This window comes from Amycolatopsis sp. DG1A-15b (assembly GCF_030285645.1).
In the GTDB taxonomy this organism is placed as follows: domain Bacteria; phylum Actinomycetota; class Actinomycetes; order Mycobacteriales; family Pseudonocardiaceae; genus Amycolatopsis.
The window spans coordinates 3985597-4004058 of sequence record NZ_CP127296.1 but is presented as its reverse complement, the minus strand read 5'-3'; the positions used below and the strand labels follow the sequence as shown (position 1 = coordinate 4004058).

General features: G+C 72.7%; 21 protein-coding genes. 19 read left to right on the top strand and 2 right to left on the bottom strand.

The features are described 5' to 3' along the window. The first annotated feature begins 76 nt into the window (after positions 1–76). Together QRY02_RS18215 and QRY02_RS18210 are read left to right on the top strand one after the other, a co-directional pair. Complete coding sequence (locus QRY02_RS18215) at positions 77–1093, top strand: tyrosine-protein phosphatase (RefSeq protein ID WP_285992730.1); 1017 nt, start codon at positions 77–79, stop codon at positions 1091–1093. Next, positions 1090–2658: an FAD-dependent monooxygenase gene (locus tag QRY02_RS18210; RefSeq protein ID WP_285992729.1), complete on the top strand. Its 1569-nt coding sequence runs from the start codon at positions 1090–1092 to the stop codon at positions 2656–2658. Before QRY02_RS18215 ends, QRY02_RS18210 begins: the two co-directional genes overlap by 4 nt. A 64-nt stretch (positions 2659–2722) precedes the next feature. On the opposite strand, the gene QRY02_RS18205 is transcribed toward QRY02_RS18210, so the two are convergent. Further along, on the bottom strand, positions 2723–4312 hold the full coding sequence (locus QRY02_RS18205; protein ID WP_285992728.1) for an FAD-dependent monooxygenase: 1590 nt from the start codon (positions 4310–4312) through the stop codon (positions 2723–2725). Further along, on the bottom strand, positions 4309–5325 hold the full coding sequence (locus QRY02_RS18200) for a methyltransferase (protein WP_285992727.1): 1017 nt from the start codon (positions 5323–5325) through the stop codon (positions 4309–4311). Before QRY02_RS18200 ends, QRY02_RS18205 begins: the two co-directional genes overlap by 4 nt. Positions 5326–5499: 174 nt before the next feature. Between QRY02_RS18200 and QRY02_RS18195 the strand changes: the two genes are divergently transcribed. From QRY02_RS18195 to QRY02_RS18115, 17 genes are all read left to right on the top strand, one after another. Beyond that, positions 5500–6978: a peptide MFS transporter gene (locus tag QRY02_RS18195; protein ID WP_285992726.1), complete on the top strand. Its 1479-nt coding sequence runs from the start codon at positions 5500–5502 to the stop codon at positions 6976–6978. 127 nt (positions 6979–7105) lie between these two features. Beyond that, positions 7106–7660 (top strand): PadR family transcriptional regulator, encoded by a 555-nt coding sequence (locus QRY02_RS18190; protein ID WP_285992725.1) that lies wholly within the window; start codon positions 7106–7108, stop codon positions 7658–7660. A 176-nt stretch (positions 7661–7836) separates the two neighbouring features. Then, positions 7837–8133, top strand: coding sequence for a TcmI family type II polyketide cyclase (locus tag QRY02_RS18185; protein WP_387047485.1), 297 nt, complete (start codon positions 7837–7839; stop codon positions 8131–8133). After that, positions 8133–8552: a cupin domain-containing protein gene (locus tag QRY02_RS18180; protein ID WP_285992723.1), complete on the top strand. Its 420-nt coding sequence runs from the start codon at positions 8133–8135 to the stop codon at positions 8550–8552. The genes QRY02_RS18185 and QRY02_RS18180 overlap by 1 nt, the downstream gene beginning before the upstream one ends. Then, positions 8549–9808, top strand: coding sequence for a beta-ketoacyl-[acyl-carrier-protein] synthase family protein (locus tag QRY02_RS18175; protein WP_285992722.1), 1260 nt, complete (start codon positions 8549–8551; stop codon positions 9806–9808). The genes QRY02_RS18180 and QRY02_RS18175 overlap by 4 nt, the downstream gene beginning before the upstream one ends. Continuing rightward, positions 9805–11025, top strand: coding sequence for a ketosynthase chain-length factor (locus QRY02_RS18170; protein WP_285992721.1), 1221 nt, complete (start codon positions 9805–9807; stop codon positions 11023–11025). The genes QRY02_RS18175 and QRY02_RS18170 overlap by 4 nt, the downstream gene beginning before the upstream one ends. A 24-nt stretch (positions 11026–11049) precedes the next feature. Then, complete coding sequence (locus QRY02_RS18165) at positions 11050–11295, top strand: acyl carrier protein (protein ID WP_013227253.1); 246 nt, start codon at positions 11050–11052, stop codon at positions 11293–11295. A 1-nt stretch (position 11296) separates the two neighbouring features. After that, entirely contained in the window at positions 11297–11764 is a 468-nt protein-coding gene (locus QRY02_RS18160; protein ID WP_285992720.1) for an SRPBCC family protein, read from the top strand. Positions 11765–11768: 4 nt separating this feature from the next. Continuing rightward, positions 11769–12218, top strand: coding sequence for an anthrone oxygenase family protein (locus QRY02_RS18155; RefSeq protein WP_285992719.1), 450 nt, complete (start codon positions 11769–11771; stop codon positions 12216–12218). Positions 12219–12237: 19 nt separating this feature from the next. Then, a complete protein-coding gene (locus QRY02_RS18150; protein ID WP_285992718.1) occupies positions 12238–12972 on the top strand; it encodes an SDR family NAD(P)-dependent oxidoreductase in 735 nt (244 codons plus the stop codon). Positions 12973–12983: 11 nt separating this feature from the next. Then, on the top strand, positions 12984–13316 hold the full coding sequence (locus QRY02_RS18145; protein ID WP_285992717.1) for an antibiotic biosynthesis monooxygenase family protein: 333 nt from the start codon (positions 12984–12986) through the stop codon (positions 13314–13316). Continuing rightward, entirely contained in the window at positions 13313–13618 is a 306-nt protein-coding gene (locus QRY02_RS18140; RefSeq protein WP_285992716.1) for an antibiotic biosynthesis monooxygenase family protein, read from the top strand. The genes QRY02_RS18145 and QRY02_RS18140 overlap by 4 nt, the downstream gene beginning before the upstream one ends. A gap of 9 nt (positions 13619–13627) precedes the next feature. Then, a complete protein-coding gene (locus QRY02_RS18135; RefSeq protein WP_285992715.1) occupies positions 13628–14065 on the top strand; it encodes an anthrone oxygenase family protein in 438 nt (145 codons plus the stop codon). A 10-nt stretch (positions 14066–14075) separates the two neighbouring features. Beyond that, positions 14076–14795 (top strand): SDR family NAD(P)-dependent oxidoreductase, encoded by a 720-nt coding sequence (locus QRY02_RS18130; protein ID WP_285992714.1) that lies wholly within the window; start codon positions 14076–14078, stop codon positions 14793–14795. 16 nt (positions 14796–14811) lie between these two features. Further along, complete coding sequence (locus tag QRY02_RS18125; protein WP_285992713.1) at positions 14812–15195, top strand: SchA/CurD-like domain-containing protein; 384 nt, start codon at positions 14812–14814, stop codon at positions 15193–15195. A gap of 3 nt (positions 15196–15198) precedes the next feature. Next, positions 15199–16107, top strand: a complete 909-nt coding sequence (locus QRY02_RS18120) for an NAD(P)-dependent oxidoreductase (RefSeq protein WP_285992712.1) — start codon at positions 15199–15201, stop codon at positions 16105–16107. Then, a complete protein-coding gene (locus QRY02_RS18115; protein ID WP_285992711.1) occupies positions 16104–18461 on the top strand; it encodes a PEP/pyruvate-binding domain-containing protein in 2358 nt (785 codons plus the stop codon). Before QRY02_RS18120 ends, QRY02_RS18115 begins: the two co-directional genes overlap by 4 nt. The last annotated feature ends 1 nt before the right edge of the window (position 18462 follow it).

Here is an 18462-nt window from a genome sequence, read left to right as displayed (position 1 = left end):
GACCGGTGGTGACGAGCCTGGGGCCGCGCGCGTGTCCCGCTCGTGTGAGTGATCCGACCAGAGGAAGAAGACCGTTATGTTGCGCTTGTCCCTGCGGCGAGGTGGGGTGGTGACGGCCGTCTTCACCGCCACCGCCGTCCTGGCCGGCGGTGCTTCCGCGTTCGCCTGTGATCCGCGGACGCTGCCGATCGCCGGTGCCACGGCGGTGCGGGCCGCCGACGGCAGCTACCAGCTGAGCTGGTCACCCGCGAACGACGTCCGCTCGGCGTCGGTGTACGCCGCCACCCACCCGATCGAAAAGGCGCAGGACGGCGTGCTGGTCGCGAAGGACGCCACGGGGGTGGTGACCGTGACCGGCCTGGCGCCGACGTCCCGCTGGTACTTCACCATCGTGCCCGGCGGGGCGAGGCTGGGCGAGGGGGTGGCCGCGAAGCTGGTCGACCTCGACGGCGTCAAGAACGCCCGCGACCTCGGCGGCTACCCGGCCGCGGACGGCCTGCGCATCCGGTGGGGCACGATCTTCCGCACCGCGCGGCTGACGCCCGCCACCGCGACCGGCCGCGAAGAGCTCGCCGGCCTGGGGATCAAGGAGGACGTGGACTTCCGCTCGACCGCGGAGGCGACCGCGGAGGGCCCGGACCCGATCCCGGCCGGCGTCACGCACGTCGCGGAACCGGTCGGCGACCCGGACCAGGCGGTGCCGCCGGACCCGAAGACCCCGCCGTCCACCGGGGACCTGATCATGGACAACTACCGGCTGCTGGTGTCGAACCCGAACCTGGGCCACCAGTTCGTCGACGCGCTGACCCACATCGCCGACGCCCGCCAGCGGCCGGTGCTCTACCACTGCACCGGCGGCAACCACCGCACCGGCTGGATGACGGTGCTCCTGCTGAAGGTGCTCGGGGTGCCCGACGACGTGATCCGCCAGGACTACCTGCTGTCCTCCGGCACCACGGGCGCCTACCTCGACGCGGCCTACGACCAGGTCAACCTCGACTACGGGTCGTTCCCGAACTACCTCGCCGCGCTCGGGGTCACCGACCAGCTGACCCGGCAGCTGCGGCACGCGTTGCTGGAGGCCCCGCGGTGAAGCCGACGACCACTGTGGACGTCCTGGTGGCCGGCGGCGGGCTGACCGGGCTCGCCGCCGCCACCTTCCTCTCCTGGCTCGGCGTGCGCACCGCCGTGGTGGAGCGGCATTCCGGGACGCTGATCCACCCGCGGGCCCGCAGCATCAACCCCCGGACGGCGGAGCTGCTCCGCCAGGTCGGTCTCGCGTCCGCGGTCACCGACAGCGGCGGCTACGTGAGCGAACTGCCCTCGGTGTACCTCCTGCGCGCGGTGACCCTGGCCGGCGAGGAGCTCAGCCGCACCGAACAGCGACCGCCCGCCGACGCGGGCGGCGGTGCCGAGGTCAGCCCGTCCGGCTGGGGGATGATCGACCAGGACCGGCTCGAGCGCGTGCTGCGGGAGCGGGCCGGGGAACTCGGCGCGGACGTGCGGTTCGGGCACCGGCTCGTCGGGCTCGAGCAGGACGGAGCCGGGGTCACCGCCACCGTGTCCACGGTGGGTGGCGAGTGCGAGATCCGGGCCGCCTACGTGATCGGCGCCGACGGCAACGGCAGCACGGTGCGGTCGCTGCTCGGCATCGGCCGGCACGGTCCCGGCAGGCTCAGCCACGTCGCGAGCATGGTCTTCGACGCCGACCTGTCCGGGCCGATGCGCGGTCGCCACGACCCGGCGAACGGCCGGTTCGTCGCGTCGTGCCACCTCACCACGCCCGCCGAAGGCACGGTGCTGTTCCCGCACGGCGGCGACCGGCGCTGGGTGTTCAACACCCCGTACTTCCCCGAGCGCGGCGAGCGCATCGAGGACTTCGGGGACGAGCGCTGCGTGGCCGCGATCCGGGCCGCGACCGGCGTGCCGGACCTGCCCGTCTCCCTCGTCCCGCAGCTGGAGAACGGCGTGCGGGTGCTCGGCTACGAAGTCGGCGCGCTCGTCGCGGACACCTACCGCGCCGGGCGGGTGTTCCTCGTCGGCGACGCCGCGCACGTCATGCCGCCGACCGGCGCGTTCGGCGCCGGCACCGGCATCCAGGACGCGCACAACCTGGCCTGGAAGCTCGCGCACGTGCTGAGCGGCCGGGCGGGGGAGGCGCTGCTGGACACCTACGACGCCGAGCGCCGTCCGGTCGCGGAGTTCACCCTGGGGCAGGCGCTGCTGCTGATGAACGCGCGGGGCGGGGCCAAGGTGGCCGCGCCCGCCGGGCACTCACTGGTGCCGTACGACGCCGCGGTGTTCGGGTATCGCTACCCGGGCCCGTTCGCCGACGGCGACGGACCGGTGGCGCTGGAGCCCGCGGAGCTGACCGGGCAGCCGGGCACGCGGGCGCCGCACCTGCCGCTCGGCAGCGGATCCACCCTCGACCGCTACGGCCGCGAGTACGTCCTGCTCACCGGCACCGAGGTGGACACCGGGCTCCAGTCCTCCGTGCTCGAAGGCACCCAGCTCGCCCGGCACGGCATCACCGCCACCGGCGCGCTGCTGGTGCGTCCGGACGGGTTCGTCGCCTGGCGCAAGGAAACCGGCTTCACACCCGGGGAGCTGGCCGCCGTGCTCGCGGCGCTGGACTGCCGGGAGCCGGTGACCGCCTGAACACACTGAAGCGCCTTCGCCGGAATCAACCGGCGAAGGCGCTTCAGTGGTATCAGGGGAACGGTCAGACCAGGGAAGCCAGCAGCGCGTGCAGGGTGGCCTTCGGGTCCTGCCCGGAAGCCGTCGTGCGCCACGCCACAAAACCGTCCGGCCGCACCAGCACCGCACCGTCCGGGGTGACCCCGTAGGCCTTCGCCCAGTCGGCACCCTCGTCCTCCACCAGCTCACGGCCGATCCGGAACGAGCGCAACGGCACCGCCGTCTCCGTCGCCACCACCGAGGCCGCGTCGTGCCACTGGTCACCCTCGGGACCGGCCAGCAGCACGTACGAGCCGAAGAACAGCTCGACCGTCGAGACGCGCTTTCCGTCACGGCGGAGCCACACGTGCGGGGCCCGGGTGCCGGGCTGGCCGGTCAGCTCCAGGTGCGGTGTGAGCACCGGGCCGTCGTCCGGATCGGCGATCGCGGACGAGGCGTACCGGTACCCGAGGGTGACGATGATGTCGTCGACCATCCGGGCCCGGTCGGCTTCCGAGGCGTGGCCGTGCCGGATCCGGTTGCGCAGCAACGCCTGGTCCGCCATGGCCGTCCCGAGTGGACGGCGCTCGGCGTCGTAGCTGTCGAGCAGCCGTTCCCCGCCCCAGCCGCGCAGGACGGCCGCCAGCTTCCACGCCAGGTTGTGCGCGTCGTGGATGCCCGTGTTGGCGCCGAACCCGCCCGCCGGCGGGTGCACGTGCGCGGCGTCCCCGGCGAGCAGCACCCGCCCCGACCGGAACGTGGTGGCCACCCGCTGGGCGCCCTCCCACGGCACGGTGCCGACGATCTCGACCTCGAGGTCCGGCACCCCGGCGGCGTCCCGCACCACCTGGATGCAGCGTTCCTCGGTGAAGTCGGCCGGGGACTCCTCGGCCGGGTCGTAGAGCGCGGCGCCCGCCCACGGGTCGCACCCGTGCAGCCGGGACAACGTCATCACCGTCGGGCCCTTGGTGGCGTAGCACAGGATGAACTTGCGGTCGTGCATCACGCTTTCCAGGCGCGGGGCCCGGAAGTAGATGCTCAGGGCGTGGAAGACCGTGCCCCGCCCCTCCTGGGGGATCCCGAGCGTGCGCCGGACGAAGCTGCTCGCGCCGTCGGCGGCGACGAGGTAATCGGCCTCGATCGTCCGCCGCGTGCCGTCGGCGACGGACTCCAGTTCGGCGGTCACCCCGTCCTCGTGGGTGGTGAGGGAGACGAGCTTGGTGCCGAACTCCAGCGTCGCGCCGCCCGCGCGGGCCTGCTCGGCCAGCACGCGCTCGTAGCGGTCTTGGCCGCAGCCCATCACCCGCTGCGGGCTGATCTCCGCCCCGTCCAGCGAGGGCGCCTCGACGACCTCGGCGGTGTCGATCTCGGCCAGGGTCGGGGTGCGGAGGATGCCGCCCTCGAAGTACGGGTGGGAGTCCCCCATCTCGAGCGCGCGGATCTCCTGCTCGAGCCCCGCCGCGGCGAAGATCTCCAGCGTCCGGGCCTGGATGCCCGGTGCGCGCGGCAGCCACGACGTGGAGTCGCGGCGCTCCACCAGTGTCGGCGCGATGCCGTGCCGGGTCAGGAACAGCGCGGTGGACAGGCCGACCGGGCCGCCGCCGACGACGAGGACGGGCACCCGTGCCGAGCTCATGCGGGCTTCCGGGCGATGACGAGGGTGTCGTGGTCGCCGAGGCGCACGGTGTCCACATCGGACAGCCCGGCCGCGGCCAGGTACTCCTCGCACTCGGCGAGGGTGTACTCGGACCCGCCGGGCGAGAGCAGCTGCATGTTGAGGCTGATCAGCGTGTTCCACGGGTCGGACGGTGCCGGTTCCAGCAGCATGTCGTAGATCAGCAGCGCACCGCCCGGGTTCACCGCCCGCGCCATCCGCCGCACCAGTTCGGTCCGCTCGCCCGCGCCCCAGTCGTGCAGGACGTGCCCGGTGACGACGACGTCGGCCGCGGGCAGTTCGGTGGTGAACGCGTCGCCGCCGGCGAACCGCGCCCGGTCGGTCAGCCCGAAGCCGGCGATGTGCTCGTCGAACATGGGCTCGATCGGGGGCAGGTCGAACACCGTCCCGGTCAGGTGCGGGTGGGCCTTGAGCACCTGCGCGAGCAGGTTGCCGCGCGCGCCGCCGACGTCGAGCACCGTGCGGTGGGCGCTCCAGTCGAACTTCGCCGCCAGTTCCGGCGCCAGCGGCCCGGAAACGGCGTCCATCATCCGCAGGAAGTTCCGCAAGTGGCCGGGGTTGCCCATCATCTTTTCGAAGGCGGCCGTCTGGTCTTCACGGCCGGCCAGCTGCGGTTCGCCGGTGCGCAGCAGCCCCGAGAGGTTCTCCCACGCCGGGTACATCATCCGGTTCGCGCGTTCGAGGAACGCGCCGCCGTAGGTCGGCTTGGTCTTGTCGAGGTAGGTGTCGGCAGCCGGGCTCGCCGCGTACTTGCCGTCCTCGTGGAGCACGAGCCCGGTGCAGGTCAACGCGGTCAGGAAATCCCGGGCGGCGCGGGGGTGCAGCCCGAGCTCGGCGCACAGCTCGTCCCGGGTCGCGGGCCCGGCGGCCAGCCGGGTGAAGAGGCCGAGCTCGACGGCGGCCAGCACGACCTTCGCTTCGGCGAACGCGATACCCAGCCGGTTGATGTCGTTCAAAGTGGACGGACCGCTCACATCGGTCTCCTTTCGGGGCGTCGGCCGGAACCACACCACCGAGCGCTCGAAAAAGACTCGGGTCCGCGTGCGGTGCGGTTCTTCCGGCCGGCCTCGCGCGCGTGGCCGGCCGCGCGCGCGAGGCCGCGAGTCCTTCTCCAGCAGTGCTCGAAGCGGCCGCCGCATGCTCGCCGCATGGTCCTAGGTCGCCCACGCTGGTTCGTCACGTTGTTCCTCACGGATATGTGGGAACGCTTCAGCTTCTTCGGCATGATCGCGATCCTCGCGCTCTACGCCGCGGCACCACCCGCCCGCGGCGGGCTCGGCCTGCCGATGGGAACCGCGGCCGCGCTCTTCGGCGCGTACGTCGGTCTCGTCTTCATGGCCGCCATGCCCGGCGGGTGGCTCGGCGACCGGGTGCTCGGCGAGCGCCGGGCCGTGGTGATCGGGGGCTCGGGCATCGCGCTCGGGCACTTCACCATGCTCGTCCCGGCCGCCGCCGCGACGTGGCTCGGGCTCGGGCTGATCGCCGCGGGCACCGGGCTGCTCAAGCCGAACATGCTCGCGCTGCTCGGCCGGTTCCACGGACCCGGCCAGAGCGCGCAGCGCGAGTCGACGCTCTCGCTGTTCTACGTCAGCATCCAGCTGTCGGCACTGGTCGCGCCGCTGGTGACCGGGTTCCTGGGGGAGACCGTCGACTGGCACCTCGGGTTCGCCGCCGCCGGGGTCGGCATGACCTTCGGGGTCTTGCAGTTCGTGCTGGGCAGCCGGTCCTTCGGCGACCTGGGGCGGGCAGCGGGGCACCCGGCCTCGGCGGCCGAGCGCCGCAAGGCCGCGCTGATCGCGGGGATCTCCGCAGGCGTCGTGGCCGCGCTGGCGGCCGCCGACGTGCTGGCGGGCACGTTCACCCTGATGCACGTGGTGATCGCCATGGGCCTGCTTTCGCTGATCGCGCCGGTGGCCTATTTCCTGGTCCTGCGCCGCAGCCCCGCGCTGAGCGTGCCGCAGCGGAGCCGGGTGACGGCGTTCGGCTGGGTGCTCGCCGCGACCGCGTTGTTCTGGATGTTCGTCATCCAGGGCAACTCCCTGCTCAGCCTGTTCGCCGAGCACGCGACCGACCGGCGGCTCGGCGGGTTCACGATCCCGGCCGGCTGGTTCGCCTCCGCGACCCCGTTGTTCATGCTCGTGCTCGCGCCGGTGCTCGCGGTGCTGTGGACCCGCGTGGGCCAGCGCATCTCGCTGCCCGTGAAGATCGCTCTCGGGCTGGCCGCCGCCGCGGGGTCGATGCTGCTGATGAGCGCCGCGTCGGGACTCGCCGCCGTCGGCCTGGTCTCACCCTGGTGGCTGATCGTGGTCTACCTGCTGCTCGCCCTCGGCGAGGTCGTGCTCGCGCCGGTCGGCCTCAGCGCTTCGGTGGACGTCGCGCCATCGACCTTCGCCGGGCGCACGATGGGGCTGTACTGGATGTGCTCGGCCTTCGGCGCCGGCATCGGCAGCCAGCTCGTGCACCTGTCCGCGGTGCTCCCGCGCCCCGTCTACTACCTCGTGCTGGCGGGCGCCGGCCTCGGCTCCGGGCTCGCGCTCGTGCTCGCCCGGCGGTCGCTGACCGCCCGTCTCGCCGTGCCCGCCACGGGCACACCCGCCGCGCCCGCGGTGGCCGTCGCGGCCCGCTGAGTTCCCGCCCGAGGAGCGCCGATTCCCCGCCCCGGAATCGGCGCTCCTCCCATTGTCCGCCTCCTCGTGCCCCGAAAAACTGGCCGGGGAAATAGTGCGGAACGAAATACTTCGGAAAGGAAGTGCCGTGAACCGATCCCGGGATTTCGCCGCATTGACCGTGCTGTGCTTTCTCAACGAGGACGACCGGCATCCGTACGAGATGCTGCGGCTGATCCGCCAGCGGCACAAGGACACCATCATCCCCGGGCTGCCGCGCAGCATCTACCGGGCCATCGAGCGGCTGCAGGCCGACGGGCTGATCGAACCGGTCGAGACCACCCGGGAGGGGCGCCGCCCGGAGCGGACGGTGTACCGCATCACCCCCGACGGCGGTGAGGAGATGGCGACGCAGCTGTCCCGCCTGGTCACCGCGCCGGAGGAGATCCCGGCCTTCGGCGCGGCGTTGTCGCTGCTCGGGAACCTGGACCCCGACCTGCAGGTGTCGGCGCTGCGGCAGCGCCGGATCCGGCTCGAAGGCCGGCTCGCCGAGTACGCCGCCCAGCTGGCGGCCGCGGGCCCGCACCTGGAGTTCAAGCGCGTCATGGAGCTGGACTACCTGTGCGCCGTCGGGCACGCCGAGCTGGACTGGCTGCGCCGCGTGCTCGCCACGATGAGCGGCGATCCGGCCCGGGTGGGCTGAGCCGCGCCGCGAATTCCGCGCCCCGTTCGCGTGAAAGCGCGGCCCTGGCAAAAGTGCGACCGGATTTCGAACCGTTCTCGAATGCGGCAGACGAGCATCGTCCTGCCCGCGAAAACATCGGGACCTCGCTTCAGGGAAGGGCGGCACGGGTGGAACGCACTCTCATCGTGGCACGCATGGATCCGGATTCGGCGGAATCGGTGGCCGGGATATTCGGCGAGTCCGACGCCGGGGAGCTCCCGGCGACGGTGGGTGTGACGGCGCGGTCGCTGTTCTCCTACCGAGGCCTGTACTTCCACCTCATCGAGGCCGAACGGCCGCTGGCCGAAGGGCTCGCCGCGGCCCGCAAGAGTCCCTTGTGGACCGACATCAACACCAAGCTCGACGCGTTCATCACCCCGTACGACCCGCAGACCTGGCGCGGCCCGGCCGACGCGATGGCGCACCGCTTCTACAGCTGGCGGGCCGTCTGATGGGGGAGCTGAAGATCGCGTCCTACGCCGACGCCGAGCCCAACCGCCGCCGCGGCGGCGAGCTGCGCGTCGTCCTCGGGCCCAAGACCGCCGGCGCCACGACCGGCTTCCTCGGCGTGCTGACCCTGCAGCCGGGGGAGTTCGTCTCGGAGCACTACCACCCCTACTCCGAGGAGTTCCTCTACATCACCCGCGGCGAGCTGACCGCCCGCGTCGACGGCGCGGCCTACGTCCTGTACGAGGGTGAAGGCCTCGTCGTGCCGAAGAACGCCCGCCACCGGGTGGAGAACCACACCGGCGAGCCCGCCGAGGCGGTGTTCCACCTGTGCCCGCTGGCCCCGCGCCCGGAGCTCGGCCACGTCGACACCGAGGAGCTGCCGGCGCCGGCCGAGGCCCAGCCGGCCGTGGGGGCACCGTGACGAGGACCGCGGTCATCACCGGCATCGGTGTCGTCGCCCCGGGCGGTATCGGCACCAAGGCCTTCTGGGCGTTGCTCACCGAAGGCCGCACCGCGACCCGGCCGATCTCGGCCTTCGACGCGTCCCGGTTCCGCTCGCGCATCGCGGCCGAGTGCGACTTCGAGGGCGAGCTCAACGGCCTGACCGCCGAGGAGTCCGGGCGCCTCGACCGCGCGGCGCAGTTCGCGCTCGTCTGCGCGGACGAAGCCGTGGTCGACAGCGGCCTGGACCCGGGTGCGCTCGATCCGTACCGGCTCGGCGTCACGATCGGCAGCGCCGTCGGCGCCACCATCGGCCTGGAGAACGAGTACCTCACCGTCTCCGCGGCGGCCCGCGACTGGGTGGTCGACCCCACCAAGGCCGCCCCGCAGCTGTACGAGTACCTCGTCCCGAGCAGTTTCGCGGCCGAAGTCGCCTGGCGCTGCGGCGCCCAGGGCCCGGTCGCCACGATCTCCACCGGCTGCACCTCCGGGCTCGACGCGATCGGCCACGCCGCCGGGCTCATCGAGTCCGGCGAGGCCGACGTCATGCTCGCCGGCGCCACCGACGCGCCGATCTCGCCGATCACCGTCGCCTGCTTCGACGCGATCAAGGCCACGTCCCCCGACAACGACGACGCCGCGCGCGCGTCCCGTCCGTTCGACCGCACGCGCAACGGTTTCGTCCTCGGTGAAGGTGCCGCCGTCTTCGTCGTCGAGGAAGCCGAGAGCGCCCGGCGGCGCGGCGCGCACGTCTACTGCGCGGTCTCCGGCTTCGCGACCAGGGCGAACGCCTACCACATGACAGGGCTGAAACCCGACGGCCGCGAACTGGCCGAGGCCATCGACGTCGCTCTTCGCCGGGCCGGCCTGCCCGGCGACCGCGTCGGCTACGTCAACGCCCACGGTTCGGGTACCAAGCAGAACGACCGGCACGAGACCGCCGCGGTCAAACGCAGCCTCGGCGCGCACGCCTACCGCGTGCCGGTCAGCTCGATCAAGTCGATGATCGGGCACTCGCTCGGCGCGATCGGCTCGCTGGAGGTCGCGGCCTGCGCGCTGGCGCTGGAGCACCAGGTCGTGCCCCCGACGGCGAACCTGCACGAGCGCGACCCGGAATGCGATCTCGACTACGTGCCGAACGTCGCCCGGGAGACCGGGCTGGACACCGTGCTCACCGTCGGCAGCGGCTTCGGCGGGTTCCAGACGGCCGTCGTCCTGACCCGGGAGCCGGTGTGACGACTGTGACCGCATCGGAGACGGCGGCGGCCGCCCCGGTGATCACCGGGATCGGGGTGGTCGCGCCCAACGGCATCGGCGTCGAGGACTTCTGGGCGAACGTGCTGGCCGGGCGGAGCGGGCTCGCGCCGGTGACCCGGTTCGACGCCACGGGCTACCCGGTCTCGCACGTCGGCGCGGTGCCCGACGAGGCGGAGTCCCTGCCGAACCGGATCACCGTGCAGACCGACCGCTGGACCCGGCTCGCCATGACCGCGACCGAGGAGGCCCTGCGGAACGCGGGCATCGGCGCCGGGGGTGAGCGGGACTTCGACGACTACGACCTCGCCGTGATCACCGCCAGTTCGTCCGGCGGCAACGAGTTCGGCCAGCGGGAGATCGAGCGGCTGTGGAGCGCCGGACCGGAATACGTGTCGGTGTACCAGTCGATCGCGTGGTTCTACGCGGCGACCACCGGCCAGCTGTCCATCCGGCACGGGATGCGCGGCCCCAACGGGGTCGTCGTCGCCGAGCAGGCGGGCGGCCTGGACGCGGTCGCGCAGAGCCGGCGGATGCTGCGCACCGGCACCAAGGCCGTGGTCACCGGCGGCACCGAGGCGGCGCTGTCGCCGTACGCGCTGGTGTGCCAAAGCGCCGGCGGGCAGTTCACCCGCGGCGAGTACCGGCCGTTCGACGTGCGGGCCTCCGGCCACGTGCCGGGCGAGGGCGGCGCGATCCTGGTGCTGGAGGACGAGAGCTCCGCCCGCGCCCGCGGGGTGTCCGAAGTGTACGGACGGGTCGCGGGGTACGCGGCGACGTTCGATCCCCGGCCGGGCTCCGGCCGCCCCGGCGGGCTGCTCCGGGCGATCACCGGCGCGCTGGCGGACGCGGGCCTGCGGCCGTCCGATGTGGACGTCGTGTTCGCCGACGGTGCGGGGACGCGAGAGCGCGACGCCGAGGAAGCCGCGGCACTGGCCGGGGTGTTCGGCGCCCGCGGGGTGCCGGTCACGGTGCCGAAGACGATGACCGGGCGGCTGGCCGCGGGCGGCGCGCCCCTGGACGTCGCCTGCGTGCTGCTGGCCATGCGTGACGGCGTCCTGCCGCCGACCGTCGGCGTCACCGAACTCGCCCACGAGCTCGACCTGGTCTCCGAGCCCCGGCCCGCGCGGGTGCGGACCGCGCTGGTGCTGGCCCGGGGCTTCGGCGGGTTCAACTCGGCGCTCGTGCTCACCCGCTGATCCCTGACCACGAAGGAGGAGAACGTGCTCACGCTCGAAGATCTCAAACAGGTCCTGCGCACGTGCGGAACCGACGAGTCCGTCGACCTGGACGGCGACATCCTGGACGTCGAGATGGCCGAACTCGGCTACGACTCGCTGGCGGTGCTCGAGATCGCGGCGCGGCTGCAGCAGCGTTCCGGGCGCGGTATCCCGGAGGAGGTCACCGCCGAGTCGATGACGTTGCGGCAGCTGCTGGGCTACATCAACAACCCCGTCGGGATCGCCTGACATGGCCGCGCACACGGACAACAGCGTGTTCATCGAGGCACCGATGGAGCTGGTCTGGCAGCGGACCAACGACGTCGAGTCGTGGACCGAGCTGTTCGACGAGTACGGCGAGGCCACGGTGCTCGACCGCCGGGACGACCGGATCACCTTCCGGCTCGCGCTGCACCCGGACGAGAACGGCAAGGTGTGGGCGTGGGTGTCCGAACGGCGCCTCGACGAGGCGGCCCGCACCACGCTGTCGCACCGCGTCGAGACCGGCCCGTTCAAGTATATGACGCTGTTCTGGGAGTACACCGAGATCGCCGGCGGGGTGCGGCTGCGCTGGGTGCAGGACTTCGAGATGAAGCCCGGCGCTCCGCTCGACGACCACGCGATGGCCGCCCGGATCAACGGGAACAGCGTCCGGCAGCAGGCGAGGATCAAGGAGCTCCTCGAGCAAGCCGCGCGCGAAGCCGAAGTGCCGGCCTGAGCTCATGAGCTACCAGATCGCCGCGCTGCTGGCGCTGGTCTGCGGCGGGATCGCCGCGGGCGACATGTTCTGCACCACCGTCGGGCTCGCGCCGATGATGCAGGTGCTGTCCTACCGGCGTTACGTCGAGATGGTGCAGTACCTGCAGCCGCGGTACGACCCGGCGATGCCGATCATCAACACGGTCGCGTTGCTGGCCAACGTGGTCGCCGCGATCACCGCGCCGTCGGGCGCCTGGTTCGCGGTCGCCGCGGTGCTCGTCGCGTCGGTGATCGCGGTGTCGGTCGCCAAGGCCGTGCCGATCAACCGGTTCGTGCTGAAGCTCGACCCGGCGGACGAACCCCCGGACTGGCCCAGCCGGGACCCGCGGGCGCGCTGGAAGGCGTGGAACACCGCCCGCACGGTCCTGATGGCGGCCGCGCTGCTCGTCGACGGCATCGCCGTCCTGTACTGACCCCCTTCGAAGGAGAGACATGAGCATCAGGCTCGACGGCAAACGGGTGCTGGTCACCGGCGGAACCGGGGGGATCGGCCGCGGCCTGTCCCACGCGTTCGCCGGGGCGGGCGCCGGCCTCGTCACCTGCGGGCGGTCGGACGCCGAAGCCGCCGCCAGGATGTCCCGCGAGCTCAAGGAGATCGGCGGGGAACACCACGTCGTGCTCGCCGACGTCACCCGGCCCGACCAGGTCGACACGCTCCTGGAGGAGTGCCGGACGCGGCTGGGCGGGCTGGACGTCCTGGTCAGCAACGCCGGGGCGATCAGCCACATCCCGTTCGGCGAACTGCCGCTCGAGGAGTGGAAGCGCGTCCTCGACACCAACCTGACCGCGGCCTACCTGCTGATCTCGAAGGCGCTGCCGCTGCTGTCCGACGGCGCGTCCATCGTGCTGATCGGTTCCCGGGTGGCGACCGTCGGGATCCCGCTGCGGGCGCACTACACGGCGTCGAAGTCGGCGCTGATCGGGCTCGCGCGATCGCTGGCCAAGGAACTGGGTGGCCGCCGGATCCGGGTCAACGTGGTGGCTCCCGGCGTGATCGAGACGCCGGAACGCCCGCTGCCGGACGAAGTCAAGCAGCGTTATCACCAGCTCACGGCGATCGGCAGGCTCGGCAGCCCGGCGGAGATCGCCAACGCGGTGCTGTTCCTGGCCAGCGACCTGTCGTCCTACATCACCGGCGAGACCGTCCACGTCGACGGCGGAATCTGAAAGGGAACACGATGGCCGACAACGAGGTCTTCCGCGTCATGCTGCGGATGGAGGTCCTGCCCGGCAAGGGCGAGGAGTTCGAGAAGGTCTGGTACGACAGCGCCGGCACGATCACCGGCCAGCGCGCCAACCTCGGCCAGTGGCTCTCCCGCGGCGACGAGGAGGAGGGCGTCTACTACATCGTCAGCGACTGGGTCAGCGAGGAGCTGTTCCGCGAGTACGAGCGCAGCGAGGAGCACGTGGTGCACCGCGGCAAGCTGCACCCGTACCGCAGCAAGGGCTCCATGCAGACGATGCGGGTGGTGCACAACCTGACCGGTGCCGGCGCCGGGGCCCGGGCGTGAGCCGGGTCCGGGTGCTGATCTACGCGTCGGCGCCGGAGAGTGACGCCGGCGGCGTCACCGAGGCCTACCACCGCATCAGCGCCGAACTGTCCGGCACGCCGGGCCTGCTCGGCAACGAGCTGATGGAGTCGCTGGGCGAGGCCCGCTCGTTCGTCGTGATGAGCGAGTGGGCCGACCTGGACGCCTTCCGGAAGTGGGAGACCGGACCGGACCACCGCGGCACCACTTCGCCGCTGCGGCCCTACCAGGACGCCTCGCGGGGCAGCGCCTTCGGTCTCTATCAGGTCGTGGCCAGCTATTAGGAGTCCATTGTGGTTGCCGTGCTCGAGGTGCTCGTGCTCGCGGGCAGCGGGATCGCGGCCGGCGTGCTGTTCTGCGTGGCGCTCAGCGTGGTGCCCGCGTTCCGGGGGATGGAGCCCGAGCAGTACGTGGCCGCCCACCGGCTGATCGGGAAGAACTACGACCCGGTGATGCCGCTGACCGTGCTGGGGACCGCGGTGGCCGACGCCGTGCTGGCGATCGCCGGTGGGTCGGTCCTCTTCGGACTCGCGGTCGTGCTGCTGCTCGGCGTGTCCGCGGTTTCCCACCTGGCCAACGTGCCGATCAACCGGTCGGTCAAGACGCTCGAAACCGTTCCGTCCACTTGGGACGACCCGCGCCCGCGGTGGCGCAACTGGAACCTGCTGCGGACCGGTCTCGCGATCACCGCACTGCTGGTCAACGCGATCGCCGTGGTCGCGACCGGATAGGAGGCAACTGTTGGAACTGGGATTGAAGGGCAAGCGGGCGCTCGTCACGGGCGGTACCCGCGGAATCGGCCGGGCCGTGACGCTCGGGCTGGCGTCGGCCGGCGCGACCGTGGTCGCGGTGAACCGGGCGGACAACGACGCCGCGGAGTCGCTGCGGAAGGAGCTGGCCGAGCTCGGCGGCAGTGTGGTGCACGCGGACGTGACCGACGCGGCCGAAGTGGCGCGCCTCGCGGAGACCTGCCGGGCCGAGCTGGGCGGGCTGGACGTGCTGGTCAACAACGCGGGGGTGCACGGGCACACGCCGCTGGCCGAGCTGGACCCGGCCGAGTGGACCCGGTTGATCGACACCGACCTGACGTCGATGTTCCTGGTCACCCAGGCGTGCGTGCCCCTGCTGGCCGAGGGCGCGAGCGTGGTCAACGTGGGTGCCTCGGTGGCGTTCCGCGGGATGGCGGGCGCGGCGCACTACACCGCGGCGAAAGCGGGCGTGGTCGGCCTGACCCGGTCGCTGTGCAAGGAGTTCGGCGGGATCAGGGTCAACACGATCGCGCCGGGCGTGATCGACACCGGCGACGAGCTTCCGCCGCCGGTCGCCCAGCGGGTCAAGCGGATGACCGCGCTGGGCCGGCTGGGCACCCCGGAAGAGGTCGCCGGCGCGGTGCTGTTCCTCGCGAGTGACCTGTCGACCTACGTCACCGGCGCGCTGCTCGCCGTCGACGGTGGAATGTAACCAGGAAGGCTTTGCCATGCCCTACGCGGCCATCACCTACGACATCAAACCCGGCTTCGAAGAAGAGATCGCCGGGATCTTCGCGAACTTCAAGCGGGCCGATTCGCCGATCATGCGCGACGAGAGCGGCACCGAGGTCGGCCGACTCCTCGGCACCGCGGTGTTCATCCGCGACGCGCAGCTGGTCCGGTTCATCCACTACGAAGGCGACTTCTCCCAGATCGGCCGGCACATGGCCCGTCAGGAAGGCGTGCACCTCGTCGAGGAGCAGCTGAAGCCGTACCTCGCTTCGGAGCGCAACACCGAGACACCCGAAGGCTTCCGGCAGCACTTCGCGAAGAGCGTGATGCGGTGCATCTCGCAGATCTCCGTGCCGCCGGCCGCGTTCGCCGCGAGCTGAGGCATGGACACCAAGACGATCGCCGTGGTCGGCCTCGGCGTGATGGGCTCGGGCATGGCCACGAGCCTGCTCGACCACGGGTACCGGGTGCTGGTGCACAACCGCACCGCCGCGAAGGCGGCGCCGCTGCTCGACCGCGGCGCCGAGCTCGCCGAGTCGGTCGAGGCCGCGGTGGCCGGCGCCGACCGCGTGCTGCTGAGCCTGGCCGACGAGCCGGCGGTGGACGCGGTGCTGGCCGCGGCCGGGCCCGCGCTCCGGGCCGGACTGGTCGTCGTCGACACGTCGACGGTTTCGGCGGAGTACTCACGGGCGCTGACCGCCCGGCTCGCGACCGCCGGAGTGACCCGGATCGAGGCGTGCGTGCTGGGCAACCCGGCCCAGGCCGCGGCCGGACAGCTCCGGGTGCTCGCCGCCGGAGCCCGCCCTGCCGTCGAGTCGGCGGGCGACGTGCTGGCGGCGATCGGCCGGGAGGTGTCCTACCTCGGCCCGGCCGGCAACGCGGCCACCACGAAGCTGGTGTTCAACCTCCTGCTGGGCGGCCAGGTCGCGGCGCTGGCCGAGGCCGTCAACTACGGCGTGGCGGCCGGGCTCGACCGCGACCGGTTGCTGGCCGCGATCGGAACCAGCGGCTTCAGCTCGAAGGTCCTGTCGTTCCGGGCGGAGCTGATGCGTTCGCGCCGGTACGAGCCGGCCGCGTTCCGGTCCGCGCTGATGGCCAAGGACCTGAGGCTGGGCACGGAGGCGGCGGCCGAAGCGGGCGTCGCCACGCCGGTGCTGACCGCGGCCGCGCTGGCGTACGAGGCCGTGGTCGCGGCCGGCTCGGGCGATGCCGATGCGGCGGTTCTCATCGACACCCCGGCCGGTGCAGGCCATGCCGCGATCCTCACCAGCACCCCGGGAGGTCCCGCGTGACGCTCACCCAGCCCGCGCTCGTCCGCTCGCTGGACGAGCCCGGCCTCGAGGTGGCCGAGGCCGGGCGGAAGGCCGCCCGGCTGGCCGAGCTGCGGCAGGCCGGGTTCCCGGTGCCGCCGGGGCTGGTGCTCACCGTCGCCGCGTTCGAGGCGGGCGAGTTCTCGGCCGGTGTGCTGGCCGCGCTGCGGTCCGTGGCCGGCCACTTCGGCGACGTGCCGCTGGCGGTGCGGTCCTCGGGCGTCGCCGAGGACGGGGACGAGCAGTCCCACGCCGGGCAGTACGAAACGGTGCTCGGGGTGTCCGGGTTCGACGAGCTCGTCACGGCCGTGCGCACCTGCTGGGAGTCGGCCGACGCGGCCCGGCTGCGCCAGTACCGCGGCCGCGCGGACCGGCCGGGGCTGGCCGTGCTGGTCCAGCCCCTGGTTCCGGCCGTCGCCGCCGGGGTGGCGTTCAGCGCCGACCCGGTCACCGGCGCGCGGGGCACGGTTCGCGTCGACGCCGTGCCGGGGCTCGGCGACCAGCTGGTCTCCGGCCGGGTCGTGCCGGACGAATGGGCCGTCACGGACGCGCCCGCACTGGTCCGCGGGCCGCACGAGGTGCTGACCGCGGAGCAGGCCGGCCGCGTCGCGGACCTGGCGCGGCGGGTCGAGGCCGACGCCGGCTCGCCGCAGGACATCGAATGGGCGTGGGCCGGCGACGACGTGGTCCTGCTGCAGGCGCGCCCGATCACGGCGCTGCCCGCCGCGGGGCCGGAGCCGGTCGCGATCGAGTTCGAGGTGCCGCCGGGGTTCTGGCTCCGCGGCGGGTACACGCTCAAGCCGCTGTCACCCATGAACACCTCGACCTTGATCCGGGCGGTCAACCGGACCAGCTCGAACCTGTTCACCTACGCGTTCGGCGAGCGGGTCGAGGTGCGGAACCTCGGCGGCTGGTCCTACGTGCGGATCGTGCCGCTGGCCTCGGTGGACGCGGTGCGTGAGCGGGCGAGGAAGGTGGTCGAGGCCGGCCGGGCCGACAAGCACGGCGAGATCGTCGACCGGTGGTACGCCGAGTGGCTCCCGGGACTGCGCGCCGCCTTGACCGGAGTCCGGTCGGTGGTCCTCGGTGAGCTGCCGGGGCCGGAGCTGGCCGCGGAACTGGACCGGCGGGTCGAGCTGGCCTACGAGGCACAGCGGCTGCACTTCCTCGTCGGCGGCGTGTCCAGCATGGTCTGGGGCGAGCTCGGCGTCGTCTGCCGGGACCTGCTCGGCTGGGACGCCGCGGGAATCCTCCCGATGCTGACCGGACTCCCCGGCAGAGCGGCCGAGCCCGCGAGAGAGCTGACCCGCCTGGCCCGCCTCGCCGCGGGCGACCCCGGCGTGCTCCGGGAGCCGGCCGGCGAATTCGCCGAAGCGTTCGAGGCCTACCTCGTCGAGTACGGCCAGCGCTGTCTCGGCGCGGACCTCGCCGAGCCGTCGCTGGCGGAACAGCCGCGGCTGGTGCTGAGCCTGATCCGGGACCGGCTCGACGCGGGCACCGACCCGGAGGCCGCCGCGGCGGCGGCGATCGCCGAGCGCGAGGAGACCGTCGCGGCGGCTCGCGCCCGGCTGTCCGGAGCGGACCTCGCCCGGTTCGACCGCGTGCTGGCCCGCGCGCAACGCGCGTTCCCGCTGCGCGACGACACCGGGTTCGAGGCGCACGTCGCCTGGGCGCAGGTCCGGTACGCGCTGCGCGAAATGGCGGCCCGGCTGGTCTCGGGCGGACGGCTGGCCGACGTCGACGACATCTTCCTGCTCACCTTGGACGAAGCACGCGCCGCCTTCGCCTGCGGCGCGGCGCAGCACGATCTGGTGTCTCTGCGCGCCGGACAGCAGGCGTGGTCGCAGGCCCACCTCGGCCCGCAGACCTACGGCGAGTACCGGAGCGGGCCCGATCGGGAGGCGGTGCTGGCCGAGCTGGCCCCGGCCGATCGCGCGGTGCTGGAGCCGATGTTGTGGATCGACTCGGTGTCCGAGCTGGGTGCCGGGCACCGGGCGGCGGCGGGCGACCGGCTGCTGCGCGGGACGGCGGCGTCGGCGGGCCGGTACACCGGCGTCGTGCGGGTGGTGATCAGCGAGCGCGAGTTCGCGAAGCTGCGCCCCGGCGACGTGCTGGTCTGCCCGGAGACCACCCCGCAGTGGTCGGTGCTGTTCGGCGGCATCGGCGCACTGATCACCGACACCGGCGGGCTGCTCTCGCACCCGTCGATCCTCGCGCGCGAGCACGGCATCCCGGCCGTGGTGGCGACCGGCAACGCGACCGAGGTCCTGCGCGACGGCCAGCTGGTCACCGTGGACGGGACGACCGGCGCGGTCGAGGTCCTCGACGCGTCGTGAC

Coding starts and splice junctions, on each gene's coding strand:
- QRY02_RS18150 (WP_285992718.1), top strand. CDS start 12,238: ATGAGCATCAGGCTCGACGGCAAACGGGTGCTGGTCACCGGCGGAACC.
- QRY02_RS18145 (WP_285992717.1), top strand. CDS start 12,984: ATGGCCGACAACGAGGTCTTCCGCGTCATGCTGCGGATGGAGGTCCTG.
- QRY02_RS18180 (WP_285992723.1), top strand. CDS start 8,133: ATGGGGGAGCTGAAGATCGCGTCCTACGCCGACGCCGAGCCCAACCGC.
- QRY02_RS18185 (WP_387047485.1), top strand. CDS start 7,837: ATGGATCCGGATTCGGCGGAATCGGTGGCCGGGATATTCGGCGAGTCC.
- QRY02_RS18195 (WP_285992726.1), top strand. CDS start 5,500: ATGGTCCTAGGTCGCCCACGCTGGTTCGTCACGTTGTTCCTCACGGAT.
- QRY02_RS18155 (WP_285992719.1), top strand. CDS start 11,769: ATGAGCTACCAGATCGCCGCGCTGCTGGCGCTGGTCTGCGGCGGGATC.
- QRY02_RS18160 (WP_285992720.1), top strand. CDS start 11,297: ATGGCCGCGCACACGGACAACAGCGTGTTCATCGAGGCACCGATGGAG.
- QRY02_RS18120 (WP_285992712.1), top strand. CDS start 15,199: ATGGACACCAAGACGATCGCCGTGGTCGGCCTCGGCGTGATGGGCTCG.
- QRY02_RS18215 (WP_285992730.1), top strand. CDS start 77: ATGTTGCGCTTGTCCCTGCGGCGAGGTGGGGTGGTGACGGCCGTCTTC.
- QRY02_RS18125 (WP_285992713.1), top strand. CDS start 14,812: ATGCCCTACGCGGCCATCACCTACGACATCAAACCCGGCTTCGAAGAA.
- QRY02_RS18205 (WP_285992728.1), bottom strand. CDS start 4,312: ATGAGCTCGGCACGGGTGCCCGTCCTCGTCGTCGGCGGCGGCCCGGTC.